At 62.2% G+C, this 16,474-nt stretch carries 14 protein-coding genes; 9 read left to right on the top strand and 5 right to left on the bottom strand.

The window, feature by feature from the left end; translation table 11 throughout:
• The first annotated feature begins 47 nt into the window (after window positions 1–47).
• From AC07UR_RS10240 to AC07UR_RS10210, 7 genes are all read left to right on the top strand, one after another.
• A complete protein-coding gene (locus AC07UR_RS10240; protein WP_209791354.1) occupies window positions 48–2,522 on the top strand; it encodes a beta-mannosidase in 2,475 nt (824 codons plus the stop codon).
• A gap of 6 nt (window positions 2,523–2,528) precedes the next feature.
• The gene (locus AC07UR_RS10235) at window positions 2,529–3,224 is read left to right on the top strand and encodes a D-lyxose/D-mannose family sugar isomerase (RefSeq protein ID WP_173420234.1); all 696 of its coding nucleotides are present in this window, start codon (window positions 2,529–2,531) and stop codon (window positions 3,222–3,224) included.
• A gap of 75 nt (window positions 3,225–3,299) precedes the next feature.
• Window positions 3,300–4,061: a sugar phosphate isomerase/epimerase family protein gene (locus AC07UR_RS10230; protein ID WP_209791353.1), complete on the top strand. Its 762-nt coding sequence runs from the start codon at window positions 3,300–3,302 to the stop codon at window positions 4,059–4,061.
• Between the two features lie 16 nt (window positions 4,062–4,077).
• On the top strand, window positions 4,078–5,256 hold the full coding sequence (locus AC07UR_RS10225; protein ID WP_209791352.1) for a Gfo/Idh/MocA family protein: 1,179 nt from the start codon (window positions 4,078–4,080) through the stop codon (window positions 5,254–5,256).
• A gap of 113 nt (window positions 5,257–5,369) precedes the next feature.
• Window positions 5,370–6,398 (top strand): L-glyceraldehyde 3-phosphate reductase, encoded by a 1,029-nt coding sequence (gene mgrA / locus AC07UR_RS10220; protein WP_209791351.1) that lies wholly within the window; start codon window positions 5,370–5,372, stop codon window positions 6,396–6,398.
• Between the two features lie 379 nt (window positions 6,399–6,777).
• A complete protein-coding gene (locus AC07UR_RS10215) occupies window positions 6,778–7,884 on the top strand; it encodes a TRAP transporter substrate-binding protein (RefSeq protein WP_173420230.1) in 1,107 nt (368 codons plus the stop codon).
• A gap of 137 nt (window positions 7,885–8,021) precedes the next feature.
• Window positions 8,022–8,435 carry a cupin domain-containing protein gene (locus AC07UR_RS10210; RefSeq protein WP_173420229.1) on the top strand — a complete coding sequence of 138 codons (414 nt, stop codon included), beginning with the start codon at window positions 8,022–8,024 and terminating at the stop codon, window positions 8,433–8,435.
• A gap of 326 nt (window positions 8,436–8,761) precedes the next feature.
• Here AC07UR_RS10210 and AC07UR_RS10205 read toward each other — a convergent pair whose 3' ends face one another.
• Together AC07UR_RS10205 and AC07UR_RS10200 are read right to left on the bottom strand one after the other, a co-directional pair.
• Window positions 8,762–10,582, bottom strand: a complete 1,821-nt coding sequence (locus AC07UR_RS10205; RefSeq protein WP_209791350.1) for a TRAP transporter large permease — start codon at window positions 10,580–10,582, stop codon at window positions 8,762–8,764.
• Entirely contained in the window at window positions 10,579–11,154 is a 576-nt protein-coding gene (locus tag AC07UR_RS10200) for a TRAP transporter small permease subunit (protein ID WP_173420227.1), read from the bottom strand. The genes AC07UR_RS10205 and AC07UR_RS10200 overlap by 4 nt, the downstream gene beginning before the upstream one ends.
• A 355-nt stretch (window positions 11,155–11,509) precedes the next feature.
• Here AC07UR_RS10200 and AC07UR_RS10195 point away from each other — a divergent pair, with 355 nt between their 5' ends.
• The gene (locus tag AC07UR_RS10195) at window positions 11,510–13,141 is read left to right on the top strand and encodes a glycoside hydrolase family 43 protein (RefSeq protein WP_459553710.1); all 1,632 of its coding nucleotides are present in this window, start codon (window positions 11,510–11,512) and stop codon (window positions 13,139–13,141) included.
• Between the two features lie 112 nt (window positions 13,142–13,253).
• Window positions 13,254–13,646, top strand: coding sequence for an RcnB family protein (locus tag AC07UR_RS10190; RefSeq protein ID WP_209791348.1), 393 nt, complete (start codon window positions 13,254–13,256; stop codon window positions 13,644–13,646).
• A gap of 102 nt (window positions 13,647–13,748) precedes the next feature.
• Here the strand turns inward: AC07UR_RS10190 and AC07UR_RS10185 are convergent, their stop codons facing one another.
• The 3 genes from AC07UR_RS10185 to znuA all read right to left on the bottom strand — a co-directional run bounded on the left by AC07UR_RS10185 (window position 13,749) and on the right by znuA (window position 16,350).
• The gene (locus AC07UR_RS10185) at window positions 13,749–13,967 is read right to left on the bottom strand and encodes a hypothetical protein (protein WP_173420224.1); all 219 of its coding nucleotides are present in this window, start codon (window positions 13,965–13,967) and stop codon (window positions 13,749–13,751) included.
• On the bottom strand, window positions 13,967–15,169 hold the full coding sequence (gene zigA / locus AC07UR_RS10180; RefSeq protein WP_494700036.1) for a zinc metallochaperone GTPase ZigA: 1,203 nt from the start codon (window positions 15,167–15,169) through the stop codon (window positions 13,967–13,969). The genes AC07UR_RS10185 and zigA overlap by 1 nt, the downstream gene beginning before the upstream one ends.
• Window positions 15,170–15,300: 131 nt before the next feature.
• On the bottom strand, window positions 15,301–16,350 hold the full coding sequence (gene znuA / locus AC07UR_RS10175) for a zinc ABC transporter substrate-binding protein ZnuA (protein WP_209791347.1): 1,050 nt from the start codon (window positions 16,348–16,350) through the stop codon (window positions 15,301–15,303).
• Window positions 16,351–16,474: the final 124 nt, after the last annotated feature.

Genomic DNA, 16,474 nt, shown 5'->3' with positions numbered 1-16,474 from the left:
CACACTGGCATGCCGGCACCGTCGCCGGGGATCAACGGAATATGGAAATGCTCTCAGAGGACCTGAACCGAACCGCCGTCCACCTCGACCTTTCAGGCGACTGGCAGCTCACTGCCAGCGACCAAAGCCATGTCGTCCCGATGGTGCTGCCGGGCGACGTGCACACGGCGCTGCAGAAGGCCGGCATCATCAATGACCCCTATGTCGGCCGCAACGAAGACGACGTGCAGTGGGTGGCGCACGAGGACTGGGTGATCGAGCGATCGGTGTCGATCGATGCCGGCGATCTCGGCGGCTACTGGTATCTCGACCTCGACTGCATCGACACTGTTGCCTCCGTCTTCGTCAACGACCTGATGGTGCTCGAAGCCGACAATTGCTTCCGCCGCCATCGACCGGATGTGTCGCGCGCGCTTGTACCGGGCGAAAACCGCATCCGCATCGTGCTTCCGTCCTCGATAGCTGAGGGGGCGAGACGGCAGGCGGCCCAGCCCTTCTACGTGCCCTACCACCCTGGCAATTCGCCGATCGCCAACGGCAACATGCTGCGCAAGCCCCAGTGCCACTTCGGCTGGGACTGGAATATCGCGATCGCGCCGCTTGGCATCTACGGCACGCTGGCGCTGCGGCGTCTGGAGATCGCGCGCATCGAACATGTGACGACAAAACAGATCTGGCTCGACGACGGTTCGGTCGATCTGCTCGTGACCGTCACGCTTTTTGCCGACGGCCCGGGAATCCTGCCCGTTCATTTCTCGCTCGACGACCAGAGGGAGCGGCTCGACTGTGCCGTCGGCACTGGTGAGACGCGCGTCACCCATGTCTTCACCGTCACGGAGCCGAAGCGCTGGTGGCCGGCCGGCAGCGGCGAGCAGGCCCTTTCGCTGCTGACTGTCGAGGTGCCGCAGGAGCAGGTGAGCCGTCAGATCGGTTTCCGCACCATCGAGCTCCTGACCGACAAGGACGAGGCGGGCAGTCGCTTTGCCTTCCGCGTCAACGGCCGCGAGATCTTTTGCCGTGGCGCCAACTGGATTCCCGCCGATGCGCTGATGTCGCGCGTCACGCCAGGAGGTGTCGAGGGCCTTTTGACCTCGGCGGTCGAAGCCAACATGAACATGATCCGCGTCTGGGGCGGCGGCTTCTACGAGCCGGATTGGTTCTATGATCTCTGCGACCGGCTGGGCCTGATGGTCTGGCAGGACTTCATGTTCGCCTGCAACCTCTATCCCTCGACGCCGGACTTTCTCGACAATGTCGCCGCCGAAGTCGACTACCAGGTCAAGCGCCTGTCGTCCCATCCGTCGATCGCGCTCTGGTGCGGCGACAACGAGCTGGTCGGCGCGCTCACCTGGTTCGACGAGCCGCGAAAGGATCGCGACCGTTATCTCGTTTCCTATGACCGGCTGAACCGCACGGTGGAGGTGGCGCTGAAGGCGGCGCTGCCGGAGGCGATCTGGTGGCCCTCAAGCCCAGCATCCGGCTATCTCGATTTCGGCGATGCCTGGCACTCGGACGGCTCCGGCGACATGCACTACTGGTCGGTCTGGCACGAGAACAAGTCGTTCGACAATTACCGCTCGGTGCGGCCGCGCTTCTGCTCGGAGTTCGGATTCCAGTCCTATACGTCGATGCCGGTCATTCGCCAGTTCGCGGCCGAGAAGGATCTCAACATCGCGTCGCCGGTCATCGAAAGCCACCAGAAGAATGTGGGCGGCAACGAACGCATCGCCGGCACGATGTTCCGCTATTTTCGCTTCCCCAAGGATTTCCCGGCTTTCGTCTATTTGAGCCAGATCCAGCAGGGCCTGGCGATCCGCACGGCCGTCGATTACTGGCGCTCGCTGAAGCCCCATTGCATGGGCACGCTTTACTGGCAGCTCAACGACACCTGGCCGGTCGCCTCCTGGTCAAGCCTCGACTACGGCGGCAGCTGGAAGGCGATGCACTATATGGTGCGCCGCTTCTTCCAGCCGGTAGCCGTCGCCGCCATTCCTTCCAAGGACGGCAAGGAAATCGCCTTCTCGATGGTCAACGATACGGCCGAGCCGGTGACTGTGGAACTGCAGGCCTTCGTCGTCACGCTTGACGGCAAGCGCGAGCCGCTGATGGCGGCGGCCGGCACCTGCCCACCGGACCGGGCGGCGACCCTGGTGAGCATTGCGGCGCGCGACATTCCCGCAAACGCACTGTTGTTCTGGTCCTTCGAGGCGTCGAACGGTATGCGCGGCGAGGGGCATCACGTGAACGGAACCTACAAGGCGCTCGATCTTCAGCCTTCCGGGCTGACGCTTGCCGTTGCGCCGGCGGATGGCGGTGCCTTCGACGTTTCAGTCACGGCAAGCGGCTTGGCCCTGCACGTGATGATCGAGGCCGATGTCGCCGGGCGCTATGCCGACAATGCCTTCGATCTCCTCGCCGGCGAGACGAAGGTCATCCGCTTCACGCCGAAGACATCGCTTGGCGCCGGCACTCTGCCGCGCTTTGCCGTCTTCGATCTCGAATCCTGCCAGGGAAAGGGGTGAGCCGCCATGAAACGCAGCCACGTCAATGACATTATCGCCCGCAGCGATGCCTTCATGCGCAGCTTCGGCTTCACGCTTCCACCCTTTGCCTACTGGAAGCCGGAGGAGCTGAAGGCGCGCGTCGCGTCCGATTGCCCTGCCATCTACGATGCCCGTCTCGGGTGGGACATTACCGATTACGGCAAGGGCCGTTTCGACGAGTTCGGCCTCGTGCTCTTCACACTGCGCAATGGCGATGCCTCGAACCTGAGAACGGGGCAGGGCATGGTCTATGCCGAAAAGCTGATGATCACCCTGAACGGCCAGGTCAATCCGCTGCATCGCCACGCCATCAAGACCGAGGACATCATCAACCGCGGCGGCGGCACGCTGGTGCTGCAGATGTACAATTCGCGCCCTGACGGCACCGTCGACGAGGAAAGCGATGTCGAGGTCGCGACCGATGCGCGGCTGCGGCGGCTGAAAGCCGGCGATCTCCTGAAGCTGCTTCCCGGCGAGAGTGTGACGCTTCTGCCCGGCAACTGGCACGCCTTCTGGGCGGAGGACGGAGACGTGTTGATGGGCGAGGTTTCGACCGTCAACGACGACCTCACGGACAATTACTTCCGCGAACCCGTCGGTCGCTTCTCGGCGATCGAGGAAGACGCATCCCCCGTCCATCTGCTGGTGTCTGACTATGACGCCTGGCTCAGGGCGAGATGACAACAAGGGCGGGAAGTCCCTGTCCCGCTCCCACCGATCAGACCGATCACGATGATTTCCCGAGGAGGATCTTTGATGAAAGATGTCAGTTTCCAGCTCTATAGCGCCCGCAACTTTCCGCCCTTTGCCAATGTGCTGAAGGCGATTGGCGAAGCAGGCTACAGCCAGGTCGAAGGCTACGGTGCGCTTTATGCGGCGCTCAGCGATGCCGAGATCGCCAGCTTCAAGGACGGTCTCGACGAGAATGGCCTTGAAATGCCGACCGCGCATTTCGGCCTGGACATGCTGGAGAGCGACCCGGCGCGGGTGCTCGAAATCGCAAAGGCACTCGGGATCTGCGCAATCTACTGCCCCTATCTCCTGCCGGAACACCGCCCGACGGATGCCGGCGGCTGGCGCGCATTCGGCGAGCGCCTGCAGGCGGCCGGCAAGCCTTACCGCGACGCCGGCCTGATCTTCGGTTGGCACAACCATGACTTCGAATTCTTCGCCTTGCCCGATGGCAGCATTCCGCAGGACCTGATCTTTGCGGGCGGGCCGGATCTCTCCTGGGAAGCCGACATCGCCTGGATCATCCGCGGCGGTGCCGATCCGATCGCCTGGATCAAGAAATACGCCGACCGGATCACGGCCGTGCACGTGAAGGACATCGCGCCGACGGGTGAGAAGAAGGACGAGGACGGTTGGGCCGACGTCGGCGAAGGTACGGTCGACTGGAAGGGTCTGTTCCAGGCGCTTTCCGGCACCAAGGCGCGCTACTTCATCGCCGAGCACGACAATCCGAGCGACTTCCAGCGTTTTGCCAAGCGCTCGCTCGCCTCCATCCAATCCTATTGAGAAACAGGTTCATTCCATGACCAAGGAACTTGGCGTCGGCATCATCGGATGCGGCAACATCTCCACCACCTATTTCAAGCTTGCGCCGCTTTTCAGGGGCATCAAGGTCGTTGCCTGCGCGGATATCAACCCGGCGGCAGCCGAAGCGCGCGCCGCCGAATACGGCGTCAAGGCTGAGAGCATCGAGGCGCTGCTTGCCAACCCGGATGTCGACATCGTCGTCAACCTGACGATCCCTGACGCGCATTTCCCGGTGTCGAAGAGCATTCTGGAAGCCGGCAAGCACGTCTACTCGGAAAAGCCGCTGGTGCTGTCGCTGGAGCAGGGCGAGGAACTGCGCGCTCTTGCCAAGGCGAAGGGCCTGACGGTCGGCTGCGCGCCCGATACCTTCCTCGGCGGTGCGCATCAACTTGCCCGCAGCTTTATCGACGCCGGCAAGATCGGTCGCGTCACGTCGGGCACGTGCCACGTGCTCAGCCCGGGCATGGAGATGTGGCATCCGAACCCGGATTTCTTCTTCCTGCCAGGCGGCGGGCCGATCCTCGATCTCGGGCCTTACTACATTGCCAACCTGATCAACCTGATCGGTCCGGTGAAGCGCGTGGCGGCCCTGTCGTCGATGGCCAATCCGACGCGCACGATCACCAGCGAACCGCGCAACGGCGAAGAAATCCCGGTGAAGACGCCGACCAACATCCATGCGCTGCTGGAATTTGTGAACGGCGCGACGATCACGCTGTCGGCGAGCTGGGATGTCTGGTCGCACCGCCACGCCAATATGGAACTCTACGGCACGGAAGGCTCCATCTTCGTGCCCGATCCCAATTTCTTCGGCGGCAAGGTGGAAGCAAGCGGCCGCGACAAGAACATCCAGCCGCTCGAAATGTGGGATCATCCCTTTGCGGTCGAAAACCAGGAGCATCCGCAGGGGCCGATGGCGAACTACCGCACCGCCGGTCTCGCCGACATGGCGATCGCCATTCTCGAGGGTCGTGATGCCCGCTGCTCGCTCGAGCGCGCGCTGCACGGCGTCGATGTGATGGTGTCGATCCTGAAATCCGGCGAGGAAGGGCGGTTCATCGAACTGACGACCACCTGCACCCAGCCGGCCGCACTTGGGATCGAGGAGGCGCAGGCGCTGCTGATCGAGCCGGAAGAAGAAATATCGGGAAATCGTGCCGCTGCCGCTTCATAGCCGCACCGGACCAGTCTAGACGTTGCTGAACAGGGGTTTCCGCAATCGCGGAAACCCTTCTCGTTTGCAGGATGGCGGGTGTTTGCCGCCATCGATATCGCGGAGGAATTGCGATGACCTGGCTACCGGCGGAAAACCGCTACGACACCATGAAGTACAACCGCGTCGGCCGCTCCGGCCTGAAGCTGCCGGCGATCTCGCTGGGGCTCTGGCACAATTTCGGCGGCGACACCCCGCACGATCGCAAGGTCGACATGTGCCGCACCGCCTTCGACCTCGGCATCACCCATTTCGACCTCGCCAACAATTATGGCCCGCCTCCGGGCTCGGCTGAAACTGCCTTCGGCGAAATCATGCGCACCGATTTCGCGCATCTGCGCGACGAGCTGATCATCTCGTCCAAGGCCGGCTACGACATGTGGGCGGGTCCCTATGGCGAGTGGGGCAGCCGCAAGTATCTGATCGCGTCTTGCGACCAGAGCCTGAAGCGCATGGGTCTCGACTATGTCGACATCTTCTATTCGCACCGCTTCGATCCGGACACGCCGCTGGAAGAAACCTGCGGCGCGCTCGACCACATTGTGCGCTCGGGCCGTGCGCTCTACGTCGGCATCTCCTCCTACAACTCGCAGCGTACCCGCGAGGCGGCCGCGATCCTGAAGGAGCTTGGTACGCCCTGCCTGATCCACCAGCCGAGCTATTCCATGCTCAACCGCTGGATCGAGGATGACGGTCTCGTGCAGACGTTGGAAGATCTCGGCATCGGCTCGATCGTCTTTTCGCCGCTCGCCCAGGGCATGCTGACGACGAAGTATCTCGGCGGCATTCCGCAGGACAGCCGTGCCGCACAGAACCACTTCCTCAAGAAGGACTTCATCCGGCCCGAGATCATCGACAACATCCGCAAGCTCAACGGCATTGCCGAAAAGCGCGGGCAGACGCTGGCGCAGATGGCGCTTGCCTGGGTGCTGCGCGGCGGACGCATCACCTCGGCGCTGATCGGCGCCAGCCGTTCCGAGCAGATCGTCGATTGCGTCAAGGCGCTCGAAAACGACACGTTCACGGCGGAAGAACTGGCCGAGATCGATCTTTACGCCCGCGAAGCGGACGTCAATCTCTGGGCGACTTCGGCGGAGCTCTAGTTAGCCGAAAATATTGATTTGCCTCGATTTTGGGCAATGAACGCTGCCTTCCGGCGCATTAGACAAAAGTCGAATATGCGCCGGAAAGCGTCCGCTGGACATGCATAAGTGAGCGTGTAAGGTGCGTCGATGCCGCCGGTTCGCGTTGCGATACGGATGGCTCTGAGGCATGTCGCACGAGAGTGCGAAGCGGTTTTGTGATGACGGCATGCGCAGCAATAAAAAAGGGAAAGCGCAGGGAGCGATCGTCAGAGATTGCGATGCGCTTGAGGAGGAGGAGCGGGGCCTCGCACGTGCCGCAAGGGCGGTGAGGTTCCATTGGGCGGAGGCGCGGCCACGGTTGCGCCGGATTCTGCCTTGGCGGAAATAGGGAGGAACCATGGATCGCCGTTCATTCATTAAAAACGCAAGCCTCGGTGGCTTGGCCGCGGCCGGCGCATCTGCGCTCGCATCGCCGGCCATCGCGCAGGCAAACCCCAAGATCAACTGGCGCCTTGCCTCGTCGTTCCCCAAGTCGCTGGACACGATTTACGGCGGCGGCGAAGTCCTGTCCAAATACGTTTCCGAAGCCACTGACGGCAATTTCCAGATCCAGGTGTTCGCAGCCGGTGAAATCGTGCCCGGTCTGCAGGCGGCTGACGCGGCTGCTGCCGGTACGGTCGAAGCCTGCCACACGGTCGCATACTATTACTGGGGCAAGGACCCGACCTGGGCGCTCGGCGCGGCCGTTCCTTTCGCTCTCAACGCGCGCGGCATGAACGCCTGGCACTACCATGGCGGCGGTATCGACCTCTTCAACGAATTCCTGGCGACCCAAGGCCTCGTCGGTTACCCCGGCGGCAACACCGGCGTGCAGATGGGCGGCTGGTTCCGCAAGGAAATCAAGACCGTTGCCGACATGCAAGGCTTGAAGATGCGCATCGGCGGCTTTGCCGGCAAGGTGGTCGAAAAGCTCGGCGTCGTGCCGCAGCAGATCGCCGGCGGCGACATCTATCCCGCGCTCGAAAAGGGCACCATCGACGCTGCCGAATGGGTCGGCCCCTATGACGACGAGAAGCTCGGCTTCTACAAGGTCGCGCCTTACTACTACTATCCCGGCTGGTGGGAAGGTGGCCCGACGGTTCACGCCATGTTCAACAAGGCGGCCTTCGACGGCCTGCCGAAGAACTACCAGTCGCTGCTTCGCACCGCTTGCCAGGCAACCGACGCGAACATGCTGCAGAAGTACGACTACCTGAACCCTTCGGCGATCAAGCGCCTGGTTGCCGCCGGCGCCAAGCTCAGCCCGTTCAGCGCGGAAATCCTGTCGGCCTGCTTCGACAAGGCAAACGAAGTCTATGCCGAAATGGAAGCCACGAACCCGACCTTCAAGAAGATCTGGGACTCGATCAAGGCATTCCGCGGCGAATACTACCTGAATGCCCAGATCGCCGAATACAACTACGACACCTTCATGATGATCCAGCAGCGCGGCGGCAAGCTCTAAGCTTTCCCCTGCACCCGATTGCCAGAGGCCACCCGCAACTTCGGTTGCGGGTGGCTTTTTCATTCCTTCTCACGATCGGCATCGCCGCCTGATTTCGTGGTAGGGTTGCGGCGTCAATTCCTGACGAGGAGGATGTCATGCCGAGCGAAAGCCAATCGATCGTGCACGGACCGGATGGCGGCCGGCGCTACGACATGGGCGCGATACAGGCGGTGTTCAAAGCCGACGGCCCGGAAACGCAAGGCCGGTTCTCAATTTCCGAATGGTGGGTGGAGGCGCGGCACGAAGGGCCGGGCGCGCACAGCCATGACGACAATGACGAAATCTTCTACGTGATCGAGGGAACGGCCAGCATCCTCGTCGGCGACACCTGGTACCGGATGGAGAAGGGATCGATCTGCGTCATCCCACGCGGCACCCTGCACGACTTCCGCAACGAGAGCACCGCGCGCATGGGGCTTCTCAACGTGTTTGTGGGTGGGCCGTTCGAGGAGATGATGCCCATGATCGTCGACTGGTACCGCGACAATCCGGCAAAACGACTGGACTGAGCGGGGTCGCTCGCCGCATGCCGCAATCGTCCTGCCCATTGGCTGAGGTCAAGGCCGGAAGATGGTCTCCTGGCGAGAGGCGTATGCCTCTTCCCCTCATCTTCGCCCTTGTGGCGGAGATCCAGCGACCCCACGTCCGTGGGGTCAAAAGACTGTTTTAGCCCAATAACTTGGGCTGACTGGATTCCTGTGACGAGCACAGGAATGAGGGTGGGGTGGTCGGCGCAAACGCCTTGCTGCAAGCTTCCAGTGACTGGATAAATCCTTGCCGAAATGAAAAGGGCGGCCGATGGGCCGCCCTTCGTATTTCCATCTGCCAGTCCGCTCTACTTGAACGACGGCGGCTGGCTGAGGTCGTTTGACGGTGCCGTCTGCGGCTGAGCACCTGGGCTGCCGAACGACGGCGGCTGGCTGAGGTCGTTCGATGGTGCTGTCTGCGGCTGGGCGCCGCCCTGGTCGGCCGGCTTCTGGTCGAGCGGGCTGCCGCCTGGAAGCTGCAGGCCGCCGGGAAGACCGAGGCCGCCACCGCCGGCGCCGAAACCAGGCACCTCGATCTTGATCGTGTTCGGATCGACGACAGTCCCTGCTCCCTTGTAGTGCATGACCATCTGCGGGAACATGATCGTCAGCGCCACCATCAAGAGCTGGATGCCGACAAAGGGCACTGCACCCCAGTAGATCTGGCCTGTCGTCACCGGCTGGATCGTCTTGCCGGTGATCTTGTCGAGATAGGGCACCTTGGCCGCGACCGAGCGCAGATAGAAGAGCGCGAAGCCGAAGGGTGGATGCATGAAGCTGGTCTGCATGTTGATGCCGAGCAGCACGCCGAACCAGATCAGGTCGATGCCGAGCTTGTCGGCAGCCGGAGCCAGGAGCGGCACGATGATGAAGGCAAGCTCGAAGAAGTCGAGGAAGAACGCCAGGAAGAAGACGAGCAGGTTGACCGCGATCAGGAAGCCCGTTTCGCCACCCGGCATTGCCGTCAGCAGATGTTCGACCCAGATGTGCCCGTTGACCCCGTAGAAGGTCAGCGAGAACACGCGGGCACCGATCAGGATGAACAGCACGAAGGCCGAAAGCCTTGTCGTTGCCGTCAACGCGCCGCGCACCACGTCCATGGTGAGGCGCCCCTTGGCCGCGGCCATGATCAGGGCACCGACGGCACCCATGGCGCCACCTTCGGTCGGCGTGGCGATGCCGAGGAAAATGGTGCCGAGCACCAGGAAGATCAGCGCCAGCGGCGGGATCAGCACGATGATGACCTGCTGGGCAAGCCGCGACATCGCGTTGATCTTGAGGCCGCGATCGAGCAGTGCGACGACGTAGATGAAGCCGACGCCGACGGTTGCGCCGAGAATGTCGGCGTTTTCGCCATGGGTCGGATAGAGATAGATATGGGCCGCATAGGCAAAGGCGCCGGCGACGAGGAGGGCGATGATCAGCGACGTGACGCCGGAGCCGAGGGTGCGGGCTGCCAGTGGCAGTGCCGGCATCGAGTCGCGCCGGACGAAGGTCATGATCAGGATGTAGACCATGTAGAGGCCGGTCAGAACCAGGCCCGGAATGAGGGCGCCGGCATACATGTCACCGACCGAGCGGCCGAGCTGGTCGGCAAGGACGATCAGCACCAACGACGGCGGAATGATCTGCGCGAGCGTGCCTGAAGCGGCAATGACGCCCGAGGCAACCTTCCGGTCATAGCCGTAGCGCAGCATGATCGGCAGCGAGATCAGGCCCATCGCGATGACGGACGCGGCAACCACGCCGGTGGTGGCTGCAAGCAGCGCGCCGACGAAGATGACCGCATAGGCAAGACCGCCGCGGATCGGGCCGAAGAGCTGGCCAATGGTATCAAGCAGGTCTTCCGCCATGCCCGATTTCTCGAGCACGATCCCCATGAAGGTAAAGAAGGGGATGGCGAGCAATGTATCGTTCGACATCACCCCCCAGAACCGGTCGGGCAAAGCGTTGAGCAATGGCCAGGAGAGGTTGATCGAATCCGACATTGGAGCGAGCTCCACGCCGATGATGAAGAACAGAAGACCGTTGGCGGCAAGCGAGAAGGCGACAGGATAGCCCAGCAGCAGGAACACGATCAGCGAAACGAACATGATCGGTGCCAGGTTTTCAGCAATGAATTCGATCATGGACGGGCCTCCGGGGCGACGACGTCGTCAAGCGGCGCATGGGTCGGCACGTAAGGTGTCGGGTCGTCCATGTTGCCGGTCATGATCGCGACCTTCTTGATGATTTCCGACACGCCCTGGAAGGCGAGCAAAAGGAAGCCGAAGAGCAGGATAGCCTTTGCCGGCCAGATGATCAGGCCGCCCGCACTGGACGACACTTCGCCCGAGACGAAGGACATCTTCACATAGGGAAAGAGGTAATAGAGCACCAGGAGCACGAAAGGCATCAGGAAGAAGACATGGCCGAACAGGTCGATCCAGTGCTGTACGCGGCGCGAGAACTGGCCGTAGACCACGTCGATGCGGATATGCTCGTTCTGGCTCAGCGTGTAGGCGGCTGCAAACATGAAGGCGGCACCGAACAGATACCACTGCGCCTCGAGCCAGGCGTTCGACGACATGTTGAAGATTTTCCGGATGACGGCATTGCCGGCGCTGACGAGCACAGCAACCAGAATGAGCCAGGAGACCGATTTGCCGATGAACTCGGTAATCGTGTCTATGAGTCGGCTGAAGCCGAGTAACGCTTTCATCGATTTCCTCCCCGCAGTGGCTGTTTTGGTTTTTGTGCCAAGCACAGGCAGAGTGCCGATTTCAAGCCCGCGTTCAAGTCCGAGGCTCGATTTTCCCTGTTAGTTCCGCCGCCCCAGACTAAAGTCGAATAGAGCTATCAGGCGATTGCCCAATCATTGGGCACAACAGGGCATGACCCAGTATCGTCAGGGGGTTCCACTTGGAAACCTGAAGGCGGGGAATGACGATACTGCCGGATTCCCGTAGGCGTCGCCCTATGTCGCATAGCTAACTGCAACGTTGCAGTCTTGAAAATCGTGATGGTTTGGGGCTGGATGTGGTCGATAAACGGAGGAAGTGCCCGGTATGACTGCCCTGATTCGCAACCCGATCCTGCCCGGCTTCAACCCGGATCCGTCGATCTGCCGCGTCGGCGAGGACTACTACATCGCCACGTCCACGTTCGAGTGGTATCCGGGTGTCCAGATCCATCATTCGCGCGATCTGGTAAATTGGCGGCTGGTGCGCCGGCCGCTGGAGCGGGCAAGCCAGCTCGACATGCGCGGCAATCCCGATAGCTGCGGCGTCTGGGCGCCGTGCCTCTCCTATGACGATGGGCTGTTCTTTCTCGTCTATACCGACGTCAAGCGCTTCGACGGCAACTTCAAGGACGCGCACAATTACATCGTCACGGCGGAGGCGATCGAGGCGGTCTGGTCCGATCCGGTTTACGTGAATTCCTCCGGCTTCGACCCGTCGCTGTTCCATGACGATGACGGCCGCAAGTGGTTTCTCAACATGCAGTGGAACCACCGCAGCGAGAGCTTTGGCGGCTCGCCCAAACATCCGGCCTTCGACGGCATTCTGCTGCAGCAATGGGACGAGCGAAAGCGCAGGCTTACCGGGCCGGTGAAGAATATCTTTGCCGGGTCGCCACTCGGTCTGGTCGAGGGACCGCATCTCTTCAAGCGGAACGGCTGGTACTATCTGACGACGGCGGAGGGCGGCACCGGATATGATCATGCCGTGACCATGGCGCGGTCGCGCACGATCGACGGTCCTTACGAGATGCACCCGGATACTTACCTGATCACCTCGAAGGACCACCCCGACGCGCCGCTGCAGCGCGCCGGGCACGGGCAATATGTCGAGACGCCGGATGGGCAGGCCTATCACACGCATCTCTGCGGCCGGCCGCTGCCGCCCCAGCGCCGCTGCACGCTTGGCCGCGAGACGGCGCTGCAGAAATGCGTCTGGCGCGACGATGGCTGGCTCTATCTGGAAAACGGTGGGCCGGTTCCCGAGATCACAGTCGCAGCCCCGGGTGCCGCCCGGGCCCTGTCGTCGCCGCGTGTGGTCGAGACCGATTTCGATGAAACGGCGCTGCCGTCCGAATTCCAATGGCTGCGAACGCCGCTGCCCGAGCGGATCTTTTCGCTGGAAAGACGGGCAGGGCATTTGCGGCTCTTTGGCCGCGAGAGCATCGGCAGCTGGTTCGAGCAGGCCCTCGTCGCTCGCCGGCAGGAGCATCACTCCTTCCGCGCCGAAACCTCGGTCGAATTCGCGCCCGGGACCTACCAGCAGGTGGCCGGGCTCGCGCACTACTACAACCGCCACAAGTTCCATGCGCTCAGCCTGACCTGGCATGAGACACTCGGGCGGGCGTTGACGATCCTGTCCTGTCCGGGCGACTTCCCGCATGGCCGGCTGCAGTTTCCCATCGGAAGCGGCATCGCCGTTCCGACGGGACCGATCGAGCTTGCCATGGAGGTGCGTGACAACGACCTGCAGTTCTTCTGGCGCGCCGACGGCGAGATGGAGTGGCAGGCGATCGGCCCGGTTCTCGATGCCGGTGTGGTGTCGGACGAGGGCGGCCGCGGCGAACACGGATCCTTCACCGGAGCCTTTGCCGGCATGTTCGCCTTCGACACGTCGGGCGGGGGACTACCGGCGGATTTCGGTCGGTTCCGTTACGTCAGCCTGTCAGAAGGGGGTGCACGCTTGTAAGGAAATGCTTATAAGTGCTCAATATCATTACGTATTTGTAATGTAGTGTTTCATATTCGGTTCAGGAAGTCGGGCCTATTTTCGGGGTGCAAATAACGAAAGGAATACCCCGATGAAACGTTTCCTGACTGCCCTGGTCGCCAGCTCCTTCCTGATCACGCCGGTCGCCGCCTTTGCGCAGCCGGCAGGTTCCTTCGAAGTCGCCCAGAACCATGACCGCTACCAGCGCCATCAGGTTGATCGCCACATGGACCGCAACGTGGAGCGCCGTGGTGACAGGCACGTGACCATCGAAAAGCGGGTCACCATCGAAAAGAGGGAACGCTGGTCCCGCGGCCATCGCCTGAGCCCGGCCGAGCGCCGCCATATGGCGCAGGTGCGTGACTACCGCCGCTACAAGCTGCGCCAGCCGCCGCGTGGCCAGCAGTGGGTGCGCGTCGACAACGACTTCCTGCTGATCAGCCTGGCGACCGGCGTCATCGTCGGCCTGGCATCGACGCGTTAAGCCAAGCGATCGGGGCAGCCTTCGGGCTGCCCCTTCGACTTTTGGCAGATCCCCAACTGCCTGTCTGACGAAACGCCGACCCCTTCCTCCTCCTCCCGGGGGCTACGTTGTCGTTCGACGCATCGGCGGGAGATCTTCAGGCTCGGTCCGTTCCCGCTTTCCGAACAGCAGAAGCTCCAGCGGTCCCACCGGCACAGGACCTTCCTCTACCTCATCTCGCCCGTCGAAGAACGGATCGAACATCGGCACCGGCCTGCCGGCGGCATTGAGCCCCATGCAGGTGAAGCGCAGCCGGCGCGGCCTCTGTCCCGTTGCCTGCATCAGGCCGCCCGCTGCGACCAGCTTGCGAAGGGATCCGGCAGATCCCGCCAGCGGTCCGGCTGAAAGCTGCTGTCTTTGACGAGGCACGCATCGAGTTCGGCGCTCAGCGCGGCCTGGTCCATCGGGTCGGCGCCGATAAAGACGATCTCCTGGCGACGGTCTCCCCAGACGGGGTCGATATAGGGGTCGACAGCCCTGAGGAAGCCGGGGTCGCGCGGCCATTGCTCCCTCGGCACGGCTGCCCACCACAGGCCCATCTTCGACGTTCTGACCAGCGCGCCAGCCTGGCTCAACTCGCCGACATGATAGGGCCGCGTTGCCAGCCAGAAGAAGCCCTTGGCGCGCACCACGCCCGGCCAGGAGCGGTCGAGAAACGCCTGAAAGCGCGTGGGATCGAACGGACGGCGCGCCTTGTAGACGAAGGAGCGGATACCGTATTCCTCGGTTTCTGGGATATGATCCTTGAAGCCGTGCAATTCCTTGTACCAGAGCGGGTGCTGCTCGGCCTTGGCAAGGTCGAAGCGGCCGGTGCCGAGCACGTCGCGCAGTTCCACCTTGCCGAAATCCACTTCGACCAGCCGCGCGTCCGGGGTCAGACCGACGATGATCTTTCGGGCGGCGTCCCTTTGCTCTGATGTCGCTGTGCCGATCTTGTTGAGCACGACGACATCGGCAAATTCGATCTGCTCCACCAGCAGATCGACCAGGGTGCGGGTATCGCCTTCGCCTGCGGTCTCGCCGCGATCGGCGAGGAAATCGAGCGAGGAATAATCCGCCAGCAGATTGGCGGCGTCGACGACGGTCACCATCGTGTCGAGGCGGGCGACGTCGGCAAGGCTCTCGCCGTTCTCATCACGAAAGTCGAAGGTTGTGGCGACGGGCAGGGGCTCCGAAATGCCGCTCGATTCGATCAGCAGGTAGTCGAACCGGTTCTGTTCGGCGAGCTGGCGGACCTCACGCAGGAGATCGTCGCGCAACGTGCAACAGATGCAGCCATTGGTCATTTCGACCAGTTGCTCCTCGGTGCGCGACAGGTTGGCGCCGCCTTCGCGGATCAGTGCGGCGTCGATGTTGATCTCGCTCATGTCGTTGACGATCACGGCAACACGCAAGCCGTCGCGGTTGGTCAGCACATGGTTGAGCAACGTCGTCTTGCCGGCGCCGAGAAAGCCGGACAGCACGGTCACAGGAAGCTTTTCCATATCAATTCCTATATGTTATACCATTACGTAAATTGAGGAAAGAAAAGGGCGGGCGCGGACGCCCACCCCTGCCGCCTCAAAGGCGGATTTCTCCGCCTTGACAGACGGGCTTGCCGCCTTGGGAGGACGGTTCAGCTTGCCGACGTGAGGCAGGTCTTGAGCGAGGTGCCGATACCTTCCATCAGCTGGAAATAGAGATCCGGGCCGGCATCAAGCGTGGCGGCTTCCGGGTCTAGCGTTCCGGATTTCGCCGGCGTGCCCTCGATCACCACATTGATCAGCTTCGGCTCGAACTGCGGTTCGGCGAAAACGCAGGTCGCGCCCAGTTCCTTGATCTTGGCATGGATCTGCGACAGCCGCTCGGCGCCCGGCAGAACCTCGGGGCTCACGGTGATCGAGCCGGCCACCCGCACCTGGTAGCGGTGCTCGAAATACTGGTAGGCATCATGGAAGACGATGAAGGGCTTGTCCTTTACCGGTGCTACCGTTTCAACCAGGCTCTTGTCGAGCGCGTCGAGGCGAAGGTTGAGCTTTTCGAGGTTGGCCTTGTAGGCGGCCGCATTGTCCGGATCGGCTTCGGCGAGGGTCTTTTCGATCGCCGCCGCCATCGCCTTGGCGTTCTGCGGGTCGAGCCACAGGTGCATGTCGAAACCATCGTGATCGTGATCATGACCCTCATGCGCGTGGTCGTGATCATGGGCTGCAGCAGCTTCGGGCGCTGCGGCGTGGTCGTGTTCCGCCTCACCCTCGGTGTGTTTATGGCCTTCTTCGCCGTGACCGGCTTCGCCTTCGTGGCCCTCATGGCCATGATCATGTGCCTCGAAGGCGCCGCCTTCGCGGAATTTCAGCTTCTCAAGCCCGGGCACCTCGCTGAGTTCCACCACCTTGGCGCCGCCGCTCAAGGCATCGAGCGGCTTGTCGAGAAAGGCCTCAAGGCCGGGTCCGACCCAGAACACCACCTTGGCCGCCTGAAGTGCCGCAGCGTTCGATGGCTTCATGTTGTAGGTGTGGGGAGAGGCGGCACCCTCGACGATCAGCGCGGGTTCACCAACGCCCTGCATGATCGATGCGACGAGCGAGTGGACAGGCTTGATCGAAGCCACCACATTAGGTCCCGCAGCCGCAACGGGCGACGACAACAGGATGGTGGAGGCAAACAGCAGGGCGGAAGACGATTTCATCGGTTTCTCCGGGCTTGAATGTCACGCAAGTCCCTGAACTTGTTCAGTTTTCTGTCAGAGGCAGGCGCAGTTCGGACACTTGAAACACCACGCACACATCAGGTTGAACGTGTCGATGTTTCAA

Source organism: Ensifer sp. GW821-FHT05G01 (assembly GCF_059419585.1).
The sequence above is the reverse complement of the archived record's forward strand: the minus strand, read 5'-3'. Positions and strand labels throughout refer to the sequence as shown.

Excerpts from the sequence above, each read along its gene's own strand:
- AC07UR_RS10230 (WP_209791353.1), top strand. The coding sequence starts at position 3,300 with ATGAAAGATGTCAGTTTCCAGCTCTATAGCGCCCGCAACTTTCCGCCC.
- AC07UR_RS10215 (WP_173420230.1), top strand. The coding sequence starts at position 6,778 with ATGGATCGCCGTTCATTCATTAAAAACGCAAGCCTCGGTGGCTTGGCC.
- mgrA (WP_209791351.1), top strand. The coding sequence starts at position 5,370 with ATGACCTGGCTACCGGCGGAAAACCGCTACGACACCATGAAGTACAAC.
- AC07UR_RS10185 (WP_173420224.1), bottom strand. The coding sequence starts at position 13,967 with ATGCAGGCAACGGGACAGAGGCCGCGCCGGCTGCGCTTCACCTGCATG.
- AC07UR_RS10225 (WP_209791352.1), top strand. The coding sequence starts at position 4,078 with ATGACCAAGGAACTTGGCGTCGGCATCATCGGATGCGGCAACATCTCC.
- znuA (WP_209791347.1), bottom strand. The coding sequence starts at position 16,350 with ATGAAATCGTCTTCCGCCCTGCTGTTTGCCTCCACCATCCTGTTGTCG.
- AC07UR_RS10190 (WP_209791348.1), top strand. The coding sequence starts at position 13,254 with ATGAAACGTTTCCTGACTGCCCTGGTCGCCAGCTCCTTCCTGATCACG.
- AC07UR_RS10240 (WP_209791354.1), top strand. The coding sequence starts at position 48 with ATGCTCTCAGAGGACCTGAACCGAACCGCCGTCCACCTCGACCTTTCA.
- AC07UR_RS10235 (WP_173420234.1), top strand. The coding sequence starts at position 2,529 with ATGAAACGCAGCCACGTCAATGACATTATCGCCCGCAGCGATGCCTTC.
- AC07UR_RS10205 (WP_209791350.1), bottom strand. The coding sequence starts at position 10,582 with ATGATCGAATTCATTGCTGAAAACCTGGCACCGATCATGTTCGTTTCG.
- zigA (WP_494700036.1), bottom strand. The coding sequence starts at position 15,169 with ATGGAAAAGCTTCCTGTGACCGTGCTGTCCGGCTTTCTCGGCGCCGGC.
- AC07UR_RS10210 (WP_173420229.1), top strand. The coding sequence starts at position 8,022 with ATGCCGAGCGAAAGCCAATCGATCGTGCACGGACCGGATGGCGGCCGG.
- AC07UR_RS10200 (WP_173420227.1), bottom strand. The coding sequence starts at position 11,154 with ATGAAAGCGTTACTCGGCTTCAGCCGACTCATAGACACGATTACCGAG.